This is a genomic window from Leeuwenhoekiella nanhaiensis (assembly GCF_002744755.1).
GTDB classification, from domain to species: Bacteria; Bacteroidota; Bacteroidia; order Flavobacteriales; family Flavobacteriaceae; genus Leeuwenhoekiella; species Leeuwenhoekiella nanhaiensis.
The window spans coordinates 135,134-159,874 of sequence record NZ_KZ319293.1; the positions used below are offsets into that span (position 1 = coordinate 135,134).

General features: G+C 42.2%; 11 protein-coding genes. 2 read left to right on the top strand and 9 right to left on the bottom strand.

All coding sequences use genetic code 11. The features are described from left to right. Positions 1 to 111: 111 nt before the first annotated feature. The 8 genes from CJ305_RS13390 to CJ305_RS13425 form a co-directional block, all read right to left on the bottom strand. Entirely contained in the window at positions 112 to 2,223 is a 2,112-nt protein-coding gene (locus tag CJ305_RS13390) for a sulfatase-like hydrolase/transferase (protein ID WP_099646794.1), read from the bottom strand. Next, a complete protein-coding gene (locus CJ305_RS13395; protein ID WP_099646795.1) occupies positions 2,223 to 3,743 on the bottom strand; it encodes a sulfatase family protein in 1,521 nt (506 codons plus the stop codon). Before CJ305_RS13395 ends, CJ305_RS13390 begins: the two co-directional genes overlap by 1 nt. A 67-nt stretch (positions 3,744 to 3,810) precedes the next feature. Continuing rightward, positions 3,811 to 5,256, bottom strand: coding sequence for a sulfatase-like hydrolase/transferase (locus tag CJ305_RS13400; protein ID WP_223248874.1), 1,446 nt, complete (start codon positions 5,254 to 5,256; stop codon positions 3,811 to 3,813). 54 nt (positions 5,257 to 5,310) lie between these two features. Continuing rightward, on the bottom strand, positions 5,311 to 6,639 hold the full coding sequence (locus CJ305_RS13405; protein ID WP_099646797.1) for a glycosyl hydrolase: 1,329 nt from the start codon (positions 6,637 to 6,639) through the stop codon (positions 5,311 to 5,313). A 17-nt stretch (positions 6,640 to 6,656) separates the two neighbouring features. Then, positions 6,657 to 8,204, bottom strand: coding sequence for a RagB/SusD family nutrient uptake outer membrane protein (locus CJ305_RS13410; protein WP_099646798.1), 1,548 nt, complete (start codon positions 8,202 to 8,204; stop codon positions 6,657 to 6,659). 5 nt (positions 8,205 to 8,209) lie between these two features. Further along, on the bottom strand, positions 8,210 to 11,347 hold the full coding sequence (locus CJ305_RS13415) for a SusC/RagA family TonB-linked outer membrane protein (RefSeq protein ID WP_189319450.1): 3,138 nt from the start codon (positions 11,345 to 11,347) through the stop codon (positions 8,210 to 8,212). Between the two features lie 150 nt (positions 11,348 to 11,497). Continuing rightward, the gene (locus CJ305_RS13420; RefSeq protein ID WP_099646800.1) at positions 11,498 to 15,526 is read right to left on the bottom strand and encodes a two-component regulator propeller domain-containing protein; all 4,029 of its coding nucleotides are present in this window, start codon (positions 15,524 to 15,526) and stop codon (positions 11,498 to 11,500) included. 146 nt (positions 15,527 to 15,672) lie between these two features. Then, positions 15,673 to 17,253 carry a sulfatase family protein gene (locus tag CJ305_RS13425; protein ID WP_099646801.1) on the bottom strand — a complete coding sequence of 527 codons (1,581 nt, stop codon included), beginning with the start codon at positions 17,251 to 17,253 and terminating at the stop codon, positions 15,673 to 15,675. A gap of 259 nt (positions 17,254 to 17,512) precedes the next feature. Here CJ305_RS13425 and CJ305_RS13430 point away from each other — a divergent pair, with 259 nt between their 5' ends. Both CJ305_RS13430 and CJ305_RS13435 read left to right on the top strand, forming a co-directional pair. After that, complete coding sequence (locus CJ305_RS13430) at positions 17,513 to 19,150, top strand: right-handed parallel beta-helix repeat-containing protein (RefSeq protein ID WP_099646802.1); 1,638 nt, start codon at positions 17,513 to 17,515, stop codon at positions 19,148 to 19,150. Between the two features lie 46 nt (positions 19,151 to 19,196). Beyond that, complete coding sequence (locus CJ305_RS13435; RefSeq protein WP_099646803.1) at positions 19,197 to 20,615, top strand: sialate O-acetylesterase; 1,419 nt, start codon at positions 19,197 to 19,199, stop codon at positions 20,613 to 20,615. A gap of 118 nt (positions 20,616 to 20,733) precedes the next feature. Here CJ305_RS13435 and CJ305_RS13440 read toward each other — a convergent pair whose 3' ends face one another. Next, positions 20,734 to 24,606 (bottom strand): glycosyl hydrolase, encoded by a 3,873-nt coding sequence (locus tag CJ305_RS13440; RefSeq protein ID WP_099646804.1) that lies wholly within the window; start codon positions 24,604 to 24,606, stop codon positions 20,734 to 20,736. Positions 24,607 to 24,741: the final 135 nt, after the last annotated feature.

Genomic DNA, 24,741 nt, shown 5'->3' on the forward strand with positions numbered 1-24,741 from the left:
GCGTGACCAACACGATGTTGATTTTGTCCCGCCTTTCTCTTTCACTTTTAAATACTATTGGGGGAAATACTGATAAAGAAAAGCCTCAAAAAGCCAGTTCTGGCAACTGAATTATCGTTTTCTGAATAAACCATCCAACCTTTGCACTTTGGGTTTAGTATTTAGGCTCCAGCTAAAATTAAAAGGCATTCCCGAACTGTGGTTAGTTTTAAAATAAATTCGAATGGGGTGTAATCCTTTTTTGAGTGCAATTTTGGTTTCAAGGGTTTCATTTGATTCATAATTAAAATCTCCGTCAAAAAGCAGTGCTTTATGAAGTCGTACTACTCCTTTACCCGCTACCTTGAAATTAAAAGTATAGCTACCCTCTTCCGGGATTTGAATATAGGCTTCTATAAGGTATAAACCGGCTTTCAAATTTTGCAAATCTGAAAAATCAGACACATTTTTTTGGTTAGCAGAATGCATAAGATCGAGCTTGGGAAGCCAAGTGTATTCTCCTTCAAATTCTTTCAGCATAAAACCTCTGACTACCTCAAAATCCCTTAGAGCAGGTACTGGTATATCATCATAAGGCCTGGGGGCTGACGTGTCTTTTATTCGCAACTGCAATACCTCCTCTTTCATCATCTGTTGTAGGGAAGCCAGAGTATCTAAGCCTGACAGATCAAGTGTCTGCTGCTTATCTTTGGTCACATCATAAATCTCAAAATCAGCATCGGCAGCTTTCACATCATAACGCAGGCCCACGTAATTCCCCTTTCGCAATAGTTGCATTTGGCCACGCTGCCTGTTTTGATTCTTTTGTGCAAATTCCCTGTATCCCGGGGTCTTACCATCCTGAAAGTATTCAACGTAAACCAAGCTCTCGGGCTGATCTCCCTTGCCGGTTAACGCCGGAAGCAGTGAAGTTCCATCTGTATTTGCTGGTGGCGTTAATCCTGCCGCTTCCGTAAATGTAGGTAACCAGTCGTAAAAGATACTGGGTGATTCTACTACTTTATTTTTAGCAATCTGGGCCGGCCATCTTACAATTAAGGGTGTTCGCAGACCTCCTTCAAGCACATCTCTTTTGATTCCGTCAAAAGGACCAAAACTGTTGAAGAAGTCCGGAGTATTTTCTACATATCCCTCGGGTAAATAGGATTCTCTGGACGGACCATTATCGGATGTAAAAACAACCAGGGTGTTTTCATCGATATCCAAATCTTTCAATAATTTAAAAATATCACCTAGTGCATCATCTATTCTGCGAACACTGGTAGCATAGCGTTTATAGGTCTCAGGCCAGACTACTTCGGGCGTTTCTCGATTATTATCGTGATCGTAAGTGGCCTTCGCATAATCAGGATGTATATACGAGTCTGGTGTACCACTCGCCGTGTTGATCATTTTTCCCACTTTGCCCAGCCATTGTAATCCGCCATCAAGTCCACCCCCTTTCGGATATTCCTGAGTGGGCAATTCAAGTACCGCGTGCGGTGTATCGTAGGATAAAAACATAAAAAAAGGTTTGTCATCTTCCTTCACCTGTTCTGTAATCCATTTTTTAGCTCTTGCAGTCCATAAATCAGCCGTGTAGGATTTGTCAAGACCGGTATTGATCGCTGTAGTATTTTCATATACGGTTTTAGGGCTTCTGTAAATACCTTCGTTGGGATAGTGCTCGTGACCATCGCCGTGGCGCATATACCCATAAAAATAATCAAAGCCTCTGTTTAAGGGCTGTGCAGGCCACGAATCTCCATTTTCAGACCATTTAGCGCTGCATTTCAACCCGTATTTCCCAATTAATGCAGTGGTATATCCCGCCTGCCGCAAGACGCTTCCCAAAGTATGATTATTGGCCAGTGCTTTATCAAATTGATTATCCCTAACGTTAGCATGGCCCTGACTTAAACCACTAAGAAGAGAAGCACGGGAAGGCGCACAAACCGGTGCAGGCACGTAGTGATTGGTAAGCATCGCACCCTCGTAAGCCATTTGGTCTAAATGAGGTGTTGCCATCCAGGGTTCTGAATCGTCTCCTCTATTCCTTCGTTCATTTTGAAAAAATACGCCTACATCCCCATAGCCTAGATCATCAACAAGGATAAATAAGATATTTGGCTTTTCGGCCTTTTGCACCGGCTTTTGCTGGCCGCAAATTGTTTGGCTAAAAAGAATAATCAAAACCAAAAAATACAGATTGGGAAGGTATTTCATCTGTACGTGTAAACTCATTATTTTAACTCCAGTTCTTGTACTTCAGTCGTCGTTTTACCGCGTATGCTCTCGTAAATCGCTTTCAACTCCTCCAGCTTTTCCGGATTGCTTTCAGCTAAATTCATTTGCTGTCCTAAATCTTCAGACAGATTATACAATTGATTCTGTTTAGCATTACCCAACTCAATATTGACTTGCTCAGCAACCGCAACGCCATTGTAGGGAGGAATAAATATCCAATCACCTGATCTTAACGCGGTACGGCCTGTGGCCTCCAGAATAAGATTGTCTCTGCCCTCCTGACTTTCGCCTAAAAAAGTCGTCAATAAATCCTGACTGTCTTCCCCGGTAATCGTACTGCCCACCAGATCTGCAAGCGAACTCAACAAATCTATCTGTGAAACCACCGCATCACTGGTTTGTGGCTTAATAGTCCCCTGCCAGTAAGTCGCAAAAGGTACACGTGTACCGGCTTCAAACAGGCTGTATTTACCACCACGTAAATCACCTGCAGGTTTATGATCGCCTAATTTTTCTACCGCATCGTCGTAATACCCGTCGTTTAAAACAGGCCCGTTATCGCTGCTTAAAATGATGAGTGTATTTTCTAAAAGGCCTTCTTCTTCTAAAGTTTTGAGAAATTCGCCCACACACCAGTCGGCTTCCAGAATTACATCTCCACGGGGTCCCATACCAGACTTGCCTGCAAATTCAGGAGCCGGAGTCCTGGGTACGTGAGGTTGCTGTAGCGCGTAGTATAAGAAGAAGGGCTTGTCTTTATTAGATTTTACATAGTCCTGAGCTTTCGACAAGAAATTTTCGGCCATTTGCTCATCTACCCATTTTGCCTGCTCTCCGCCTTTCATAAAACCTATACGCGGAATGCCGTTTACGATGGAGCTGTTATGCCCGTGATGCCATTTCATCTTCAACAGTTCCGGATTGTCCAGACCTGTGGGTTCTCCCTCAAAGTTTTTATCATAATCAACCTGAATAGGATCATTTGGGTCGAGGTTTTCTACCCTTCCATTTTTGATATAAACCGTGGGAACCCGGTCCTGAGTCGCCGCCATAATATAGCTATACTCAAAACCTACCTCATTAGGCCCCGGGGTAATTTCTGCATTCCAATCAACGTTACCGTTACCCAATCCCAAATGCCACTTTCCTACAATGCCGGTTTGATACCCCTGCTGCTTCAGCATTTTGGGCAGGGTCATTTGAGCGGTGTCAATAAGTAAAGGAGCAGTTCCCGGAAGAATTTTAGCATTCTCATTCCGCCAGGGATACATTCCTGTCAACAGAGCAAAACGGCTTGGGGAGCAGGTTGCCGAAGACGCATAGCCATTAGTAAACTTAACTCCACCATTCACCAATCTATCCATATTGGGCGTCTGCAGCGCTGTGGCACCATAAGAAGTAAGATCGCCATAGCCTAAGTCATCAGCATAAATGATGATAATATTGGGTTTGGCAACCGTTTCTGGCATTACTTCCTGCTTTTTCTCTTCGTTTTTACAACCGAAAAAAGTAAGCATTACGAAAAAGGCTGACAGATAAAATAGATGTTTTTTTGGTATTCTCATAGTCAATAAATATAGCTTATTAATTCGTTGTGAACCGGTTAGGATTTTGCCTGCTGTACAGCTTATCCTGTAAAAGACCCAAAAAAACAGGGTCTTTCATCTCCATATTCCAGATGCTGTACTGTTTTTTAAGGGAGCGGGAATCTTCGCTACGCTCCTTTAAAATCGAATTGGTTTCTCCCAAATCGTGTTGAAGATCGAAGAGATAGGATTGGTTTTTCTGAATCTCAAACTTCAAACCGTTAGCAGCCCGAACCGCATACTCTTCCTGATCAAATTTTCTCCAAAATAAGTACGGGTGCGGATCTCCGGAGTTCGCTTCGGTCAAGTAAGGTATTAAATCTACTCCGTCAAGCGTATTTTTGGTTTGAATAGGTTCTGAGGTTTGATTTATGGCAGTCGCGAAAATATCCAGGGCACTTATAGCCTTTTCGTAGGTTTTTCCACCTTCAAGGCGAGCCGGCCAGCGCAAGGCAAAGGGTACGTGAATTCCACCTTCAAACAAATCGCCCTTTTCCCCTCTCAATAGGCCGTTATCTGAAGCATTAGCGTGCTCCGGGCCACCATTATCTGAAAGGAAAAAGACGAGGGTATTGTCTGCAAGTTTTAGCGAATCTAAGGTCTCTAAAACACGGCCCACGCCATCATCCATCGCGCTTACCATAGCCGCATAAATTTTGCGTTTAGGATCTTTGATGTGATCAAAACGTTCCACGTACTCCGGAGTAGCCTGTAAGGGAGCGTGCGGTGCATTGTATGCGAGATACATAAAGAATGGAGCATCCTTATAGTGCTGAATATAGTTAACCGCTTCGCGCGAAAGGGCATCAGTAAGATATTCGGTTTCTTCAACGCGGGTTTCGTTGCGCAACAGTTTGGTATTGTATCCATCATACTGCGTGCGGGCCTCGGTAAGATCATTAAGCGTCCACAACTCCGGAAGGTATTGATGTCCTCCGCTTAAAAACCCAAAAAAATCAGTAAAGCCTCTTTTGCGAGGTACCAGTGATTCGTGTGCACCCATATGCCATTTTCCAAGCGCGACCGATTTGTAACCTACTCTACCGAGTGCATCGGCTAGAGTTTCTTCACTTAAAGGCAAACCCATTTTGGGATCATTAGGAGCTAATAATGGGTTTCTACTAAAGCCAAATCGATCCTGATACCTGCCGGTTAAAATACCGGCGCGACTGGGTCCACAAACCGCATAGCTTACATAGGCGTTGGTAAATTTTACACCTTCTCTGGCAATACGATCAATGTTTGGTGTGGGGATATCTGTACTGCCATTGAAACCCACGTCCGCATAACCCAGGTCATCTGCGAGAATGACGATTATATTAGGCTGCGTTTTTAAGGCCTGAGATTCAGCATCCTGAGCAATGAGTTTAGGTGTAAAAAGCAATACACCTAAAATAGTTAGACTTAAAAAATGGAATGATTTACGCATAAACGAATGAAGCATTTAAAACCGATTAAAAAAAGCTTCTACCTTAAAGTAGAAGCCTTTATATCTGATTTATTCCTTTAGTTTAAAAGAAACGTCATCTAAAAATAAGGGTGGAAAGCCATTTGCCTTGTAAAACACAAATCTTAGTGTAGTGACTCCTTCGGGGACTGTAAACTCATACGAAGTCTCAGACCATTCAGTTGTTTTTGCAAGGTCAGGTGCCGAAAATAGCAAGGCATTGCCTGCATCGTTTCGTATTTTAGCAGAAATGGTATTTGCCGGTTCTGAAAGCCATTTGGTCCAAAAATTCAGGATATAGGTTTTACCGGGTTCAGCAGCTGCAACATAAACCAAAGAACCGTCTCCATTTTCTATTCTACCTGCAAAATTACCGGTGCGTGGTCCCGCACCAGTGCCTACAACTCCGTTTTTGAAACCTGCCCAGGGAGCGATCTCACCACTTTCAAAGCCTCCATTAACCATTAATTCTTTATCGTCTACCGGTGGGGTGTACTCGGTATCCTGCCCCGGACCAATGTTTTCATTGCGATTGATGGCTGCATAAACCTCTCCAACGGTTGTGATATTTGAATCTTCGTCAAAAAGCGATGAAGTATAAAGCGGAGCCTGTCTTCCATCAAACCAGGCATAGCGATGCACCCATTCAATGTTGTTCATTGCCTGTGTGGCTTGTTGCATAAATGATATGACTTCTTCCTGACTGTAACGGTTTGTTTCAGGTGAAGTAGCATTCCAGTCGGCCACGGCAAATTCGGTGACCCAAATAGGTCGCTTACCATATGCGTTGTAAGTATTTTTCAGTTTATTGATAAAGTTCAGGACATTAGAACCCCCATAGGAATGAACGGTAATGAAATCTACCCTTAAATTTGAAGCTTCAGCCTTTTGCATAAACTCGACCATCCAAGCATTTTCAGGATTTACTGTGGCCGGTGAACCGATGGGGACTCCTAATTCTTCAATTTTAGGCCATAAGGCGATGGCTTCATCAACGCTCATATTTGCCTGATCTGCGCCATCAGGTTCGTTAAACCCTAATACATACTTCACTTTGCCTTCTGCGATCAAGCCTTTAATACGGGATATATTGTCATCAGTTACGGAGCCTTTCCCCCAAAACATAGGTACATACTCTACATTATCAGGTATTTCCTCGCGCAACTCATTACCCCAGCTATACATCCAGTGCGCTCCTAACTCACTGGTTCTATGCGACCAGGCTTTAGCCCGATTGGTATAAGCTACTCCTTTTTTGGTAACTAAAGCCGCATCGGTTTCCTGAGGTGTTGTCGCGGTATCCTCGAAGTCACCAATGACATTAGGTTCACAACTTACTAGTAAAACGGTTGCTATTACTATTGCTAAATAATTTTTCATAACTCTTTGATTTTATGTTATTGCCATGCAGGATTCTGCACTAAGTTTTTATTTACATCTACTTCAGATTGTGGTATGGGGAATACCTCCGATCGTCTTCCCAAATATTGCGGCGCATAAGGCCCTACGGGATCTGAACTGGCCCGCTGAATACCCCCTTCAATATCTCCCCAGCGTTTAAGATCCATAAAACGCAGTCCTTCAAGAGCTAATTCTACTCTGCGCTCGTGTCTTACAATAGCTCTCATTTGCGCCTGATTAACAGTTCCTTCGGCTTCTGCCACACTGGGCATATTTACACGTGCCCGTACCCGGTCAACCAGTGCTGCTGCCCCGTCTATATTTCCGGTTTCAGTTAAAGCTTCTGCTCTCATAAGCAGTACATCAGCAAAGCGAATGACGTAAAAATCCTGTGAACCATCGCCAAAAACGGCGTTACCTTCGGCATCAGGTCCACGTCTTATGTATTTACGCATGCCAAAGCCCGTAGGACTGTTACCGGTGAATGTGCGCGCAGGCTCAACAAGATATTGGTCGCCTCTAAAATAAATAGTCGCCAAAGCTCTGGGATCTCTATTATTTCTAGGATTAGCAGCGCTGTACAAGGGTGAAGTTGATATAGGCTGACCATCTGTGCAATAGTAGTCATTAACTAAATTTGGCATAGGCCGTTGATCAACCTTAGGAGTACCTAAGAAAGTAGCACTAAAATTCTCTCCATTTGCGGTGTCATCTCCTCTCAAAAACCGCACAGCGAAAACAACTTCCTGAGACAATTCATTTTCAGGGGTGAAAAGCGCTCCGTAATCCGGGTGCAAGTCGTAATTAAGACCTAAAAGTTGGTTAGTCAACTCAATCACACCCTCAGGACCTTCATATACTTTATTATATAATTGCACTCGTGCAAATAGGCCTAATGCCGCACCTTTAGTCGCGTAACCCTCTAGTCCCGAAGGCTGAGCCTCCGGAAGATATTCAACCGCCAGTTTAAGATCTTCAACGATTTGTGCCGTTACCTCTTCAAAGGTGTTCTTTGATACATACGCTTCCTCTAAAGTTTGTGGAGCAGTAATCAAAGGAACATCTTCAAAATAGACTGAAAGGTTAAAGTAAAACAAGGCTCTTAGAAAATAGGCCTGTCCTAATAAACCCTCTTTCGTTTCTGCTGAAACCAGATCTTCAGAAATGATTTCTACATTTTGTATTACAGAGTTTACACGGGCAATTCCCTGATAGCTGTTATTCCACAGGTTGAGAATCATTCCGTGAGTAGGATCCATAGTTCCTTCCATAAATAGGGCCGGACCTTCATATTCAAATTGGGTGTAGGCATTATCTCCTATACCGTCGTAGCCGGGGATACCTTGAAAACCATTTAAATTACCACCGTATAACGATCGGGACTGAAGTGTTGAATAAACAGCATTGAGTGCAAGAAAAGCATCGGCTTCAGATTGCCAGAAGTTACCTTCTGCTATTTGTGTTAGGGACTCGCGCTGCAGGTAATCCTGACTACAATTTGTAGTGGTGAGAACTATGATAAATGCTATAAGTATCTTTTTCATCTCTGTTATAATTTTAAATTAACGCCGAATGTGAATGTCTTGTAAAGAGGCGCATTTCTATTGCTTTGAGCACCATTTGCCCCTTCTGGATCAAAATACTCAAGACCGGTAAAGGTTAGGAGGTTTTGTCCGCCTACAAAGAAGCGTAAATCATCTACCAGTATTCTTTCGGTTAAAGATCTGGGTAATGAATATCCCAATTCGATATTCTTCAATCTCAAGTAAGAAACATCCTGAATATAAAATGAAGATACGATGCCGTTATTCTGACCTCCCACACGTGGTAAATTAGCGCTGGGATTTTCAGGAGTCCATCTTCCTAACCAATAAGTCAAAACATTACTTCGATTGTCCTCTATTGGTAAGTTACCATTACCCTGTAAAAGCCTGTCAACACCACTCACTCCCTGAAAAAGGAAATTAAAATCGAAGCCACCAAATTCTACAGAACCATTAAAATTGATGAGTAAATCAGGGTTGGGATTTCCTATAATAGTACGGTCATTAGCATCTACTACCCCATCAGGAACTCCATCGGGTCCTGATATATCTGCGTAACGTAGATCACCAGGCCCAGTAAGCGCATTGTTGAACTGAACCGGAGCATCAGCTATTTCTTCAAGACTCTGAAAAACGCCAATCGCCTGATAACCATAATAGGCTCTAAAGGGCTCTCCTACGCGAATGATATTGATGTTAGTAATGGTTTCTTCTCCGCCGTCACCCAGACCGGTTACTTCATTATTTAAAAACTTGGTCAGGTTTCCACCTACACTAAACTTAACACCACCTATATTGTTTCTGTAGTTAAGATTTAATTCAATCCCCTCACTTACCATCGAAGCGGCATTTTGAGCGGCTAGGTTTGTAATTCCCAGGGTGTTTGGTATGGGAAAATTACCATAGAGGATATCTGTACTATTTCGTTTAAAATAATCAGAGACAATCTCAAGTCTGTTATTAAATAGACCTAAATCTATACCTATATCATATTGCTCGGTTTCTTCCCATCTAATGGACGGGTTTGCCAGGCTGGTTATAGCTACCCCAACTACCGTATTATCGTTACCCAGAACATAATCTATCCCCGGATTGTAGGTCTGAGAAAAGATGTAATTACCAATGCGGTCATTACCACTTATACCCCAACTTCCTCTTAGTTTCAGGTTTGAAATGAAGTCAACATCTTCCATAAATGCTTCTTCAGATACCCTCCAGCCGACTGATCCTGAGGGAAAAGTTCCGTAACGGTAATCTCGCCCAAATTTTGAAGAGGCATCCCTTCTCAGGTTAAATTCTGCAAGATATTTTCCTTTGTAGTTGTAGTTCACTCTTCCAAAGAAAGATTGATACACTTCCTCAAGAGCACTACCGGATACTGCGGGGTCAACCACACCTCCAGCATTAAATTCCTCCAGATTATCAGTAGGAAAACCACTTAACTGGCCTGAGAAGCCATCATCTTTATAATAAGAAACTGAATGACCGAGTAAGGCTCCGAAGTTATGTACTTCATTAAAGGTCTTCTCATACCGTAAAATATTCTCGTTAAGGAGACGGTATTCAAAGTTTGTAGAATTATTCAAATTGTTCAATTCATTATTGATGACTACATTTCCTTCCCAATCATTTACGATTTGTCTTGGAGCGAAATCTGATGATAAACCATAAATAATATTGGCACTTCCGCTGGTTTCAAAAGATAGATTTTCTGTAAATTGAAAGGTCAGCCCAATACGTTCACTGATATTTATATTATCACTTTCGTTATTTCCTAAAAATCCTCTTCGTAATGGGTTTTGGGTTAAGAAGGAGTTATTTGTATTCAGGTAAGCTCCGTCAACAACACCATACTCCCCGTTGCTGTAATATAATGGAATGGTGGGTGCGCTGCGCTGAAAGGAATAGATGATCCCATTATCCCCATCAAAGGCATTCTGACCTCCTGTAGGACCTTCATTATGTCTCCAAAAAGCATTTGTAACACTACTGATGCTAAACCACTCCTTCATCTTGGAGTTGATATTCAAACTGAGGTTGTAGCGGTCACTGCGAAATTTACTGCGTACTATAGCTTCCTGCCCCAGATATCCAAATGAAACCCGGTATGTGGTTTTTTCACTACCTCCTGAAAATGAGAAATTGTGATTCATTACCGGTGCCGAGGTTAAAACCACATCTGCCCAGTTGGTCTCCGAAAACTGATCAGGTAAAGACCTTGTTCTAATGGCTTCTAGTTGTTCATCAGTATAGCGCGGTAAAAAACCGGGGCCATCCTGATTTCTATATTTCTCGTTCATTAGGGTGGCATAATCTAATGAACCTAAAAATTCTGGTTTAACAGTGGCTTCCTGTATTCCATAATATCCATTATACCTTATCTCAAAGGTATCGGCTTTACCTCGCTTTGTAGTTACTAAAATAACCCCATTAGCACCTCGCGCACCATAAATAGCAGCAGCAGAGGCATCTTTTAAAACTGTTACACTTGCAATGTCTGATGGATTAAGGTTATTGAAAGCTGCAAGATTGTCATATTGAATATTATCTATCACTATTAAAGGAGTATTATTACCAAAAGTTCCTATACCCCTGATATTTATAGAAGAAGCATCTGCACCCGGGTTACCCGAGGTTTGCGTAAGTTGCACCCCCGAAAATCTTCCGTAAAGCAACTGGCCCGATTGGGTTACCGGTTGGTTTACCGCCTCATCAAAGGTAACGGTCTCTACGGCACCGGTTAGGTTTACTTTTTTCTGTGTACCGTAACCCACAACGACAACCTCATCTAATGCGGCTACATCTGTAGATAAAGTCACATTAATCACGTTACGCCCGGACACCTTAATCGTTTTCGTTTGAAATCCCACATAACTTATAGTAAGGGAGGTGTTTGAGGGTACCGTGATTTCATAATTTCCATCAAAATCTGTACTGACACCATTAGTTGTATTATTAGTGTCAATAATTGTAACGCCAGGCAGAGGCATCCCATCTTCTTCCGAAGTAATGGTACCGGTCACACGCAATTGCTCCTGTGCAATCGCCTGACTTAGGTTGGGGACTCCTAAAAAACCCAGCAAAATCAAAAACAGAAATTTGGTGCTGACCACTCTGTCTTTAGTAATTTTTCGTGACTTCATAAGCATAGATTTGAATCTTATCAATTTGTTAAAAATCTTAAGAGTTAGTTATGACATCAAAACTCATAAATACATTATTTTGAAGGCAGGGCATATCATTCAAGAGAGGGTACAAATCAATCAATATCAGTAAAATCAACGCTTTACAGGCTATACCTGCTTTATTTTTGACTTTTTAATATCCCGGTATTCTGAAGGAAGGCAATCAAACTGATCTACAAAAGATTTCTTAAAATATTTATAATCATTAAATCCTACCTCGTAGGCAATATGACTCAGTTTGGTGTTTGAAGTAAGAATAATTTGAGCTGCTTTTTTGAGTCGTATAGACCGAATAAAAGCGGTAAGGGATAAGCCGGTGAGTGATTTGATTTTTCGATACAGTGTAGATTGACTCATATAGAGTTCATCTACCATATTTTCAATTCCGAAATCCGGATTTTGAAGGTTATCTTCAACCAGTAGGATGGCCTTTTCAATAAAATCATCTTCAGGATCTTTTATCGTGGCATTTACATCTGCCTTTGTAGGTTCAAAGCGTACTTTATTGAGCAGATGTTCCTGAAGTTTTCTTCGGTTTTCCAAAAGGCTGTTTATACGGGCCTTAACAACATTGGCATTAAAGGGTTTGGTTATATAATCATCAGCCCCTGTGTTTAAGCCGTTGATTTCAAAAACAGTAGAACTGCGTGCTGTAAGTAAAATGACCGGGATGTGTGAGGTGCTGATTTGTGATTTTAATTCCTTACAAAGGGAAATCCCATCCTTTTCGGGCATCATCACGTCGCTTACAATAAGATCTGGCACTTGTTTGGTTGCGATGTCAAGCCCCTCTACTCCGTTACGCGCTTCCAAAATGGTATAGCTTTCAGAAAGCAGGGATTTTAAATATTCGCGTATTTCCGCATTATCGTCAATGATTAACAGGGTGTATTCCTGGCTGTTAACCTGCAGGGTATCTACATAGGTTTTTGAAAGGTCTGAAGAATAGGCGCCTATATCGTCAGTCTTCATAAACTGCGTATCTATATCATTTTGCAGCATTCGGTTTTCTAGCGGAAGTTTTACAGTAAAAACAGTTCCCTCATTCAACTTACTGGCTACCGAAATCTCCCCGTGATGCAGGTTTACGATGTTTTTTGAAAAGGACAATCCCAGACCGCTGCCTACAACTTTGGCCGTTTGTGCAGTCTGAATCTGGTAAAATTTATCGAAGATGTTATTGAGTTCCCGGGCATCCATACCCATCCCGGTATCTTTGACCTGAATAACACAAAAGCCATCATTCTTACTGATTTTAAGGGTAAGCTTGTCTTTGGGCTCACAGTATTTTATCGCGTTAGAAAGCAGATTGCACAAGACGATTTCCATCTTGTTTCGGTCAAAAAGAAATTCTATTTCTTCAGGCTCTGCTTTAAACGTATAGGTAATGTCTTTTCGCTCTGCGGAATCTTTAAAATACAGAAAAACCTCACTGGCAAATCGTACAAAATTACCCTGCGCCACCCGCAGTTTTAAAAGTCCGTGGTCTGCTTTTCTAAAATCAAGCAGTTGATTAATTAGATTGAGCAGGCGTTTCGCATTTTTTTCAATTGCGTTTAACTGATACGAAACTTTTGGTGTAAAATCGTTGGCCTCAAGCAATTCGGTAAGCGGACTTAGAATGAGGGTTAGCGGAGTGCGTAGCTCGTGGGAGATGTTTGTGAAGAAACTAATTTTTGCCTCATTAAGTTCCTGTTGTTTTTCTTTCTCAATGCGGATAATCTCCAGATTATTTTTCAACCGGTTTTGTCTTCGGAAAAAATCAATCAGAATTATAGCTATTACGAGAATCACTAAAAAATAGGCTATAAAAGCCCAGATACTAAACCAGGGAGCCGGAAGAATTTTAATAGCTATGGTTTTAGCCTCGCTCCAGTTGATATTATTGCGCGTTGCCTGAACTTTAAGTATATAACTACCCGCATCAAGCCCTGTAAAAAATAACTCATTGGTGCTTTGCAGATCTATCCAGTCTGATTGAAATCCCTCTAACTTATACCGATACTTAATATTGGATTTCCCCAGGTAATCATTGCTTGCAAAACCTATGGAAAACAGCTTGTCCTTATGAGTTAATTCAATCTTATCTACATAACTGAAGTCTTTTTCAAGTATGACCTCTCCATTCACAACATCTCCGGCAGTTACTATCTTGTTATTTACCTTGAGATTAGTAAGAATAACCTCACTGGTAGTCTGCATTTTTCCAATGCTTTCGGGATTGAAAAAAACCACGTTATCGCTTCCTCCAAAATAAATGGTCTCATTATTAAAATTAAAGCACGAGCGTAGGTTAAAGGAGGTCGTCACAACCCCATTCAGTTCTCCGAAAGAAACGATTTCTCCATTTGGACTTAAGCGTACAATCTCCCGCTGATTGGTGAACCACAGGTTATCCTGGGCATCAAGGGTCATTGCATTTATAAAATCATTACCTAATCCCCTATCGGATGTAAATTCCTCTATGATCTGCAGTTTTTTATCCCGGTATTTGGTCTTAATCAAACCTCCCGGGGTTCCCAGCCACAAATAATCGGTATCCGGCAACAGATTATTTATAATTACGCTGGGCAACTGTCCCTCAAGAAATTGAGATTGATGGTAAAAAATTTCCTTTCGGGGATCAAAAAGGTGAACACCATTATAAGTACCTACCCAAATATTGCCCTGATTGTCTTCCACAATACCGGTTATGCGGTCGCTTTCTAATTTGTGCTGCTTGTCTTCTGAATCCCTATAATAGGTATAGGCAGTCTTATCTCTGAACTTTCCGCCTTTTACGATCATCAAACCTCGTTGCTGGGTTCCCAGTATAAGATTATTATGAGAATCTATATAGATGGCCGATATTTTGTTCAGGTTTTCATCTGCAAAAATGCGTTTTCGGGTATTTCTATCGTAAATGTGTAATCCTTTTTGTGTGCCTACGTAAATAAGATTGTTTTTACGGTAGATGGTATTGATTTTTAAGTCTGATAATTCGGTAATGTTTGTCAAATTATCGCCGCTATCTCCCACATACAGACCATTGCTTAAAGTGCCCAACCAGAACGACGAGTCATCTGCATACAAACTGTGTATGTTCAAATTGGCCTTAATAGCACCAAGGGAGGCAATTCTTCCCATACTCTGAAAGCCTTCGTTTTCAATCAACTTCACAACTCCTCCGTAGGCAGTGGTTACCCAGGTTATGTCGTTTTCATCCCTATGTAAATCAAGTATAGTGGCATAATTAATTGCCTTTTTGTTTAAATCCTGATTGACGAGATCTACTTTTTCAAAGCGTGTAAGCTCGGGATTGCTCACATAAAGACCATGACCCCAGGTCCCAATCCAGATTCGATGATAGTTATCTAAAAGCAGTGTTTTAGAAAAGTCGCTGGTCACATTAGTTTCAATAGAATCCAGTTTTTGATTCTTAGTGTCCAGAAAATAAAGCTTTGTATTTTTTGTCATGGGTACGGTCACCCAAATTTTATTACGCCGTTCATCGGGAAGAATATCAAAAACACTTTTGTTGAAATTAAACTTTACGATTTTTTTCTCTGTAGCATCGTATTTTGACAAAACCCGATTGTTTGTAAACCAGACATTGTCGTATGCGTCTTTTTTAATAGCATAAACGGCTCCCTGAAGTGGATAATGCTCCACAAGTTCATTGGTTTCAGAATTGATAACAAACAGCCCATTTTCCCAGGTACCTACCCAGATTTCATCCTTTTTTCCTTCGGCAATAGCAGTAATACGCAGGTCACCCTGATTATTCAGATCTATAATATCATTGTAAGAGACGATTTCGTCCGTCTCAATAATAAGTTTAGAAAGTCCGCCACTTTTTGTACCTATCCAGAGATTATTAGCACTGTCTATGAACAGGGTTTCTATATTTTCATTTTTAAATTCAGGATAGGTATCTCCCGGTTTCAAAACATTAAAATCGTAACCGTTGTATTTTGTAATTCCGTTTTCGGTGCCAAACCATTTTAAATTCAGACTATCGCTAACCACTGAGGTTACGTAATTATTGGATAAGCCCTCTTTGGTAGTTATATATTCTAAAATATACTCGCGTTCATCTAATTGGCTATAGATTACAAAACATTTGAAAAGAATAACCAATGTGAATAGAGTACGCATAGTTGTTTTTTAAATCGAATGAAAAACGGAATGAAAACGTTGTAGTAAAAATAATGTTAAATCAATCCTAACAAAAAAATGCTTCTGTATTTTTTATCTAGTATTTTAAAATTGGATCGTTAGGGCCGAAAGGCAAAATCTCGAAATCAATTACCCAGTACTACGCGCTCCGCTACAATTGGTTTCACCGCTTTGATGGAATCCAATTGACTTTTGAGCGTTTTGACTAGCTCGGGATGCACTTGAGCCACATTAATCTGTTCTGAAGGATCGAGACTCAGATTGTACAGTTGCATCTCATAACTCGCCCCATCTTCGATACCTTTTCGGGCTATAAAGGTTGGAAGGCCCTTTTTTCTGGGTAGAGCATCAATAAATTTCCAATGCTTATTTCGAAGCGCCAATGTAAAAGACTCCTCAACCATAACAGACCTTCCGGAGTTTGATTTCCCCAGTAAAACATCAGAAAGATCCTTGCTGTCAATAGCCTCCCCTTTTTGTAACGGAGATGCAGTAAGGTTTGCCAACGAGGCATAAATATCTACCTGACTAATAAGTGCCTCATTTACGCCGGCAATAGCCTTTCCTTCCCAATAAACAATTGTGGGTACGCGCGTACCGGCCTCAAAGGCACTGTATTTACCACCTCTGTATATGCCGCCCGGCTTATGCTTACCCAACAGTTCAACAGCCTGGTCATCATAACCATCATTTAAAACAGGACCGTTATCACTGGTGAAAATGATCAGGGTATTTTCAAGAAGATTTTTCTGCTTTAAACTTTCAATGACTTTTCCGGTGATCCAGTCCATTTGTACAATAGCATCTCCTCTGGGGCCCATAGTACTTTTCCCTTGAAACCGCGGATGCGGTAGACGCGGAACGTGAATGTCATGAAAGGAGAAATATAAAAAGAAAGGCTGCTCTGCTTTTTTGCTTATAAAAGTGTCTGCTTTTGCCGTAAGAACATCTGCAAAATCTTCATCGTTCCAATATGCACTATCTCCCCCGGTCATAAACCCAATGCGGCTTATTCCATTTACAACGGTATTGCTGTGTTCGGGATCGGCCGGTTGCCTCAATAGTTCAGGGTTTTGTATACCATCCGGAAGATTTCCTATTTTCCTGGAATAATTTACCTCAAGAGGCGCTTCCCTTTTACTCAGCCCTACTACCCTGTCATTCTCTACATATACTGAAGGAACCCGGTCACCGGTTGCGGGAATTAGAAAACTATAGTCAAAACCGGTTTCAAAGGGGCCCGGTTTGATCGTCGTGTTCCAATCTACATCCCCGTTACCCAGACCTAAATGCCATTTACCCACTACTCCCGTACGATAACCGGACCGCTTCAGCATTTTTGGTAAAGTTTCCAGATCGGGATCAATTATTAAAGGAGCATCACCCGGTAAAACCGAAGCATTATTTCTAAAAGCATACTGCCCGGTAAGTAAAGAATATCGCGAAGGCGTACAAGTAGCCGAAGTACTGTGCGCATCGGTAAACACCACCCCATTTGCGGCAAGCTTATCTACGTTAGGAGTACTAACGCCCTGAGCACCGTATACGCCTAAATCACCATAACCCAAATCATCAACATAAAAAATGACAATGTTGGGCAGGGCATCTGGAGAGGCATTAGTTCGGGTAGTACTGGGTTCCTGGACATGTTTACAGGAAAGCTGAAACAGCATAAAACCTAAAAGGCCGATACAATACTTTGACATAATCTGATTTTTTGGATCTGGTAATCAAATTTAGTTTAGCCATTCAGGCTTGAGGGGTATCATTAATTCAGCAGAGGGGGTAAAAAGGGCGTTTTAGTCATTTGTACTATCAGATAACTGATTACGGGCTTATTTTTTGAAAAATACAGCTATTGAACGTTTTATACCCGCAACTGAATGATACAGCTAGTTCAAAGCCTGCGTAAATTCTTAATTTCCTTGAAGCGCTATCAAGTAATTTTTATTCCCCTTTTCAACTATGAATCTTCCGTTTAACCAAAAGTTTTTGTTTTCTTTCGCAGTCCTGATTTTTTTCAAGACCTATTCTCATTCCTATTACGTACACCCCATTCTGGGTGATGATACGCATACCGGTTTAAGTAAGGCAGAAGCCTTTAAAAGTCTGGAAAAAATCAATCAACTAAATCTCAAAGCAGGTGACTCAGTCTTTCTGGCAAAAGGTGAAGTGTTTTACGGAAGCCTGATTCTAAATAATTTAATTGGTGAGGAGCAAAACCCCATTTACATCGGCTCAAAAAATTGGGACGCTAATTTGCTAGATGCTCCTGCGCTAATCGACTTTAAGAATTACAGCTACGGTATTCAAATTCAAAATTGCTCTTATTTACAACTTGATGACCTGAATATCACCGGCGAGGGTTATACCGGCTCAAAACCCAATGAAAATATGACCTGCGGGGTCTTGATTCATACGCAGGGCGCGGTTAGCACCAGTAATATTATATTGAAAAATTTGACGTTGAAAGGAATTTTTCACGAAAACAAAGGCTTTACGCGTGGCGCTGATGAAGTAAACACTGCAAATGGCACGCAGGCCTACGGCTGGGGTATACGCCTCATTAGCGATAATCCAAGAGCAAGCATCAGCAGGGTGCGTATAACCGGCTGCAGTGTTATCGATGTAAGTCATACCGGTATTAAGCTTACCGGCAACAATCAGAATATTAGCGATGTAGAAATCTTAAACAATCTGGTTTACAAAACCGGCGGGCCCGGCATTCAGATGTCTGAAGTCGCATCGGTTTACGTTGCTGACAATTTTGTTTCCCATTCGGGAAGCGATGACGACAGCCGTAAATGGGGTCGCGGCAGCGGTCTGTGGACCTGGGGATCGTCAAACGTACTCATCGAAAAAAACAAATTTTTACACGCTAACGGTCCAGGCGACTCGGCCGGTGCGCATATTGACTTCAATTGTGATAACATTGTTTTGCAGTACAACATCTCGGCATACAACGCCGGCGGATTTTGTGAGATTTTGGGTAATAACTACAACTGTTCCTACCGTTTTAACCTCAGCATTAATGACGGTAATCGTACCAAAGGTAAAGACGGCGCTTTTCAGGAAGGTAAGATCTTTTGGCTGAGTGGTTATCAAGGAACCAGCAAAAAACGAAAAGGCCCGGTTAACACCTACTTCTACAACAATACGATTTACAGCGATGGCTCCTACGAGCCCAAAGTGGCGATCGAAAGAACAAGCAGTGGAATTCTGATTGCCAATAATATTTTCTGCATCAATGGCGAAACCAAACTGGTTCTCGGGGATCAATACCGTCCTGAGATTGAAGATTCACAAATCGCATCTAATGTAGTTTTTGAAAACAACCTGTTCTGGAATTCCAAAAGCTGGCCTGCAGAACTAAGCCTTCAGGATACCAACCCGAAATATGGCGATCCGGTTTTTAAAAATCCGGGTGGGCTGAATGCCTCAGATTATATCCCTTTAGACTCAAGCCTGATTAATACAGGAATTAACATACCTCAGCTCCCCGAAGATACTCAAAGTTTGCCAGGAGGTCTTCAAATGTCTCAAGATCTTTTAGGAAAAACCAGCAAAGACGCTGTATTTCTGGGAGCTATCAAACCCGAATAGTTTCGGCCAACCTATAAATCACCCCTGCTTTTAATGACAAGTACTTATGAAAAAACTAGTTCTCCTCACATTTGTTTTACTACTGAAAAGCTCCTTCTGTTTTTCCAAAATCATCCTGCCTCAGGTGCTTTCAGATCATATGGTGTTACAGCAAGATACGGAAGTGAAAATTTGGGGCTGGACGACCAATACTTCCGAGAAAATTGAAGTCTGGGGTTCCTGGAATACGGATACGGTAAGCACACTTGCAGACAAAGGCCGCTGGATGGTAAGACTTAAAACACCCGCGTACGGTGGGCCCTTCACACTTCACATCAGGGGTCATGAAAAACTGCAAATTAATGATGTTTATATTGGGGAGGTCTGGCTTGCTTCGGGCCAAAGCAATATGCAAATGCCACTTGATTCGGTTTCTAAGGGCTATCGTGGAGTAACGCATTTTCGCAACGAACTGCAAAAAGCAAATTACCCGAAGATTCGGTTTTTTGATGTATATCGAAAAATGGCGGAAACCCCTCAGGACGATACCCCGGGAGTCTGGATTGTATGTACACCTGAAAATGCCCGAAATTTTTCCGCAGTGGCTTACTTTTTTGCGGAACAATTGCATCTGAATTTAGAGGTACCTATTGGGATTTTGCACAGCAGCTGGGGCGGCACCAATGCCGAAACCTGGGTTCGTAAAGACTTTATAATCAGCGATTCGATCCTGAATACCCATAAGCTGCAGCGCGAAGGAAGAGCCCGGCCTACAGAGCCAGGACTGGCTTTTAACGCGATGATTGCACCACTGCAGAATTACAGCATTCAGGGAGTGATTTGGTATCAGGGCGAGGCCAATATTGAAAATTACCAGATCTATCATCCTTTGATGCAAAAACTGATCAACAGCTGGCGTAACCAGTGGGAAATCGATTTTCCATTTTATTTTACCCAAATTGCTCCCTTTTCTTACAGAAAACGCACAAAACCTCCCTATTTACGGGAAGCACAACTTCAGGCTTTAGACATTTCACTTACCGGTATGGCTATAACCAATGATGTGGGTGAAGCCGGTGATATACACCCCCGAAACAAACGCCCGGTAGGAGAACGTCTTGCCAAACTGGCCTTGTCGCGAACCTACAACAGAACTGCGGTAAATGACATGGGTCCCGTTCCGGATACCGTAATCTTTAAAAAAGGAAAGGCTTATGTTTCATTTAAATATGCTTCAGGCGGTCTTACAGGCAGGGTCAACGAGACCAGTTCTATCAAACTGGCAGGAGCTGATCGCAAATTCTACCCGGCTCAGGCACAAATCAAAGATTCCATTTTAATTGTGCAAAGCGAAAAGGTTCAGGAACCGGTTGCTTTACGGGTGGGTTTTGATAATCTGGGAGAAGTTAAAATAATTAATACCGAAGGCATTCCCGCCTCGCCTTTTAGAACCGATGACTGGCCTTTAATTGAGGTGGAAGATTAACTAAATGAGCTTAACTAAAAAGGTTAAAAGTTTTCTATAGGCTACCCTTCTAAAAACTAAAAACCGGTTCTAAAACTTATGTTTAGAACCGGTTTTTGCTTTGATAATAAGCTAAGACTTACTGAATCACAAATCGCTTAACGAGTTGATCTTTTTCAGTAGATACCCTTAACAAATACATTCCCGAGGCAAACTGAGATGCCTGTAAGCCCAAATTGTTAGCACTCTTGTTCTCTTCCTTATACAGCAGCCTTCCGGAAACGTCTAAAACCTCCAGTTTTACAGCCGAATCCCAGGTTACCGGCAACTGAATACGAAGTAAAGCACCACTTCTCAACGGATTGGGATATATTCTGAACTCTGAATTGAGTATCGCTGCTTCAGGAGTTTCGAAAGTTGATGCAACGGCTGGTGCAGTGGTTTTCCCTGCCTTTGATTTGGATATCGCCGAAGCACTTGCCTCTATCAGCCTGATGCTTATTTTATCAATTAATGGAGCTACAACACCTGCATTTACGAGACTTATACGATTAACACCGGCATTAAGGCTTACACGATGCACCAGTTGGCTAGGCTGCCCGCCATTAAAGCACCATTCTCCGGAATCTGCAAAATCAAGCGATTCAACCTGACCGTCATTGAGTTTAAGGCCCATAGATCTGGGCACAGCACTTACGTAATCGATTTTCAAATCATACTCCCCGGCCTGTGTAGTGGTTATGTTTTCAAAAACGATAGCGTTTCCATTAAATTCACGCGTATTTACATAAGCTCCCTGCGAAGCGGCATCGCAATATTGTACAAAACTGCCTCCGGTAAGTCTCGCGTCTTCGGCTTCCAGCTCATAAATCAGTTCTTTTACTACAACAATTTTATCGAAGAAGGGAGCATCACCTGAAGCACCGGTTAGCTCAATACTATTTTCACCGGCTACAAGATTAATTTCCACCTCATAAACAGCGGGCACTCCACTTTCAAAGCACCATAAGCCTGATGACGGGATGGGGCGGTTACCCAAATTTTCTTCATTGACCCGCAGTCCAAAATTGCGGATGTTTTTACTCATATAATGTACCTTGAGTGTATAGGTCCCTCCCTGAGCCACGGCAATGCCTTCAAAACGAATGCGGTTAGAATTGAATGCAGCCGGGCGTACCTGCTGCCCATTTGATGAACTTTCACAATTCTGAAACGCTGCATTCCCAATGATAATCGCATCTTCTGCCTCAAATTCTAATGCCGTATTTGGAAACAAAACATCGGGATCAACGGTAGCGGGATTCTGATTGAAACCGGCAAGTGCGATACGGTCTAATTTGGTTCCCGCTTCGGCATAAGCAACACTTATCTGATGATTCCCCGCGGTTAAGAAATAGCTCAAAGCCTGTTCTTCATCTGCTATCGCATTGTAAACCTTACTCCATTTCCACATAAACGCACTGGCTTTGAGTCCGTCCCATTTTAAGAAGGGACCGTTGTCTACGCTTACCCAGAATGCGTCAGAAGCTTCGGTGAGCGCCTGTACCTTACCCCAAAGATTAAAACGACCTGCTTCGGTCACATCGATCTCAAAAACAGCCAATCCCGTTCCTGCCGGAGGAGTACTCGCTGCATTCAAATTACTTTCTATATATGCCTGGTTTATTGCTGTGGTGCTGGTTTTAACAGTCCAGTCGCTTCCCAAACTGGCCTGTTCGGCTTCCGCAAAATACATGGCTGTGGTTTCGGTAGCTCCCCAACGCTCTTCAGCAGGTACACAGGTATCTGCTGCTGCACCAGCAAAATCAATAGTCTCACTGCCCGTAGTAAGTGCGATTCCATCAATAAGCATACGCTCATTAGCCGGTTCCAGGGTAATTCTGTGTGTGCCCGCAGTGAGATCAACAAAACGGGGAAGTTGTTCCCAGTCAAAGTGCGCATTGCGTAAACCGCTTATATTTTCGGCTACTTCGGCCTCATCAATGTACATACGCACGCCGGTATTTGCAGCATTTGAAGACTTATATCGCAACCAGATCCGGTAGCTTTGTGCCTCGGGGATGCTGATGTCAAAATGCAGCTGTTTAGCCAATACTGTAGCACCTTCGCGACCGGAATCTAACTTAAGATAATATCCGTTTGAGGCATTGGTATCTTCAACAACTACTAATTGATTGCCGATGTACGAGGTGCATTCGGCTTCATAAACCAAAATGACCGGCTCCTGCTCCTCAAAATTAAGATCTAGACCCTCAAGATTATTTGGTGCTGCATAGGTAGCAACTGCGATTGACGGGCTCGAAATATGATCCCGGTAGAGCAATCCTATATTGGTTAAATTACCAGCCTCATCCTGATAATTTGCAGATTCTACAGGATTGCTAGACAGGTTTGAATTGGGTTGAAAGTAGGCGTAGCGCTCTACATAATCAAGACTTTCGAGATAGGGCAAAGCCAAACGTAAAAATGCATCCTGAATCGAATTGGTTCGGTTGGGATTGGCATTAAACTCGGTGATCCAGATGGGTAATTGATACGCATCGTGAACCCGTTTTAAGTAAGCTTTAAATCGGTTAAAAATATCCTGAGCTGAAGCGTTTGGCGTGTTTTGGGGATTGCTGGCCCAGTCATACCAATGCACAGCAACATAGTCAAAACGAATGTTTTGGGCAGTAGCAAGCTCGCTGAATTCAGCCAGCCAGCCAAACGGACCGTTCTCACGAGGTGCAGGCGTGCCTATACGCAAGCCGGTTTTCATCAGGTTTTCAAAATACGCCACTGCAACTTCTGGCTCGCAGAGGTTATTAAATTGCCCCGATTGATCCTCGCAGTTGTCAGACTCGTTAAAACCAAGAATGTGGTTCACTTCGGCCTTGGCGGTCATACGTTTAACCGCATCTGCCGTAGCGCCACTCGCTCCCCAGGCCATTGGGACGTACTTATAATTTGTTTGGGTTTCCTGATTGTTATTCCAGTTGTAAAACCAGCCTGCATTTACAACTGCTATATTACCGCCGGTACCTTTCTTAACAATCCACTCCCAGGGAAGTACCCGAATAAAACTTACCGTATTATTAAGAGCAGCAGGCAACTCTTCAACGATTAAATCTTCTTCGGAAGCGATATACACTTTACTCATACTCGTACCATTTTCCTGAACCGCTATGGTAACCTGATAACCTCTTTTAAGCACAAAAGAAGAAATACTGTTATCCAGACCACCGGGAATTGCCGCGCCCGAATGTATTTGGAACGGTTTTACGGTAGCCGAATTACCACTAAGACCCGAACCCTCAAAAATCTCGAGCGGCTCATAAGCATCATCCTGCTGACGCAATAAAGTACCCTGCTGATAGTATTGATCTAATCTGAAATTGGCTTTATAAACACCCGGAAGATCGGCTACATAAATCTGATTTAGCGCTTCAGCCTCCAGCATTATCGGATCATTTTTAATAAAATATACCCAGCTTTCCGAATCAAGCAGGTTAAAGCGCGACTGAAGTAAAGACTCCTGCTTTACGTTGAATTTTACAGTGCTTCGGTTATCAAGACTTAGTACCCCGTTTGACCACTGCCCGTTAACATTTAAATCGCTTTGCGATACCGTCAAGCCTTTGGTATCACAGCTAAAATGAATAGCTCCGCTTACCTGAATCTGAGCCCCTGAGGCATACAGATTGTAAGCGATGGGAAGACCGGGCTCGATCGTTCCGGCAGCGGGGTGTTTATCAGAACCCGGATCATGATCTCCCAGACAGATTTGATAATCCTCTTTGTTGGCCCCAGGTAAACAACGGTGATTTTCAATAGGATCTGACGGGTTAATGGGTTTCTGTTTTGCTATTCTCCAGTTATTTTCATTGAAAAAGTCCTGATTTTCCTCACCTGTCCAGTACAGGTACTGCGCAGTTTGATTGCAGTTGTAATCGTCTGCAGGAGGTGCGCCTGCAAATAGGAATTGCCCTAAAAAGCAATTCAGGCAAAATAAGAGAAGGTAATTTTTTTTCATCTTCGGAATTATTTAGGATTAGTGTTGGTGAAATTGCCCCGATTTTGTCTCTAGTTCCTAAAAACAAAATCTGCCTAAAACTAGGGTTTCAGGCAGATTTGTTCTGGTTTAAATCATTCAACACGAGGGATATAT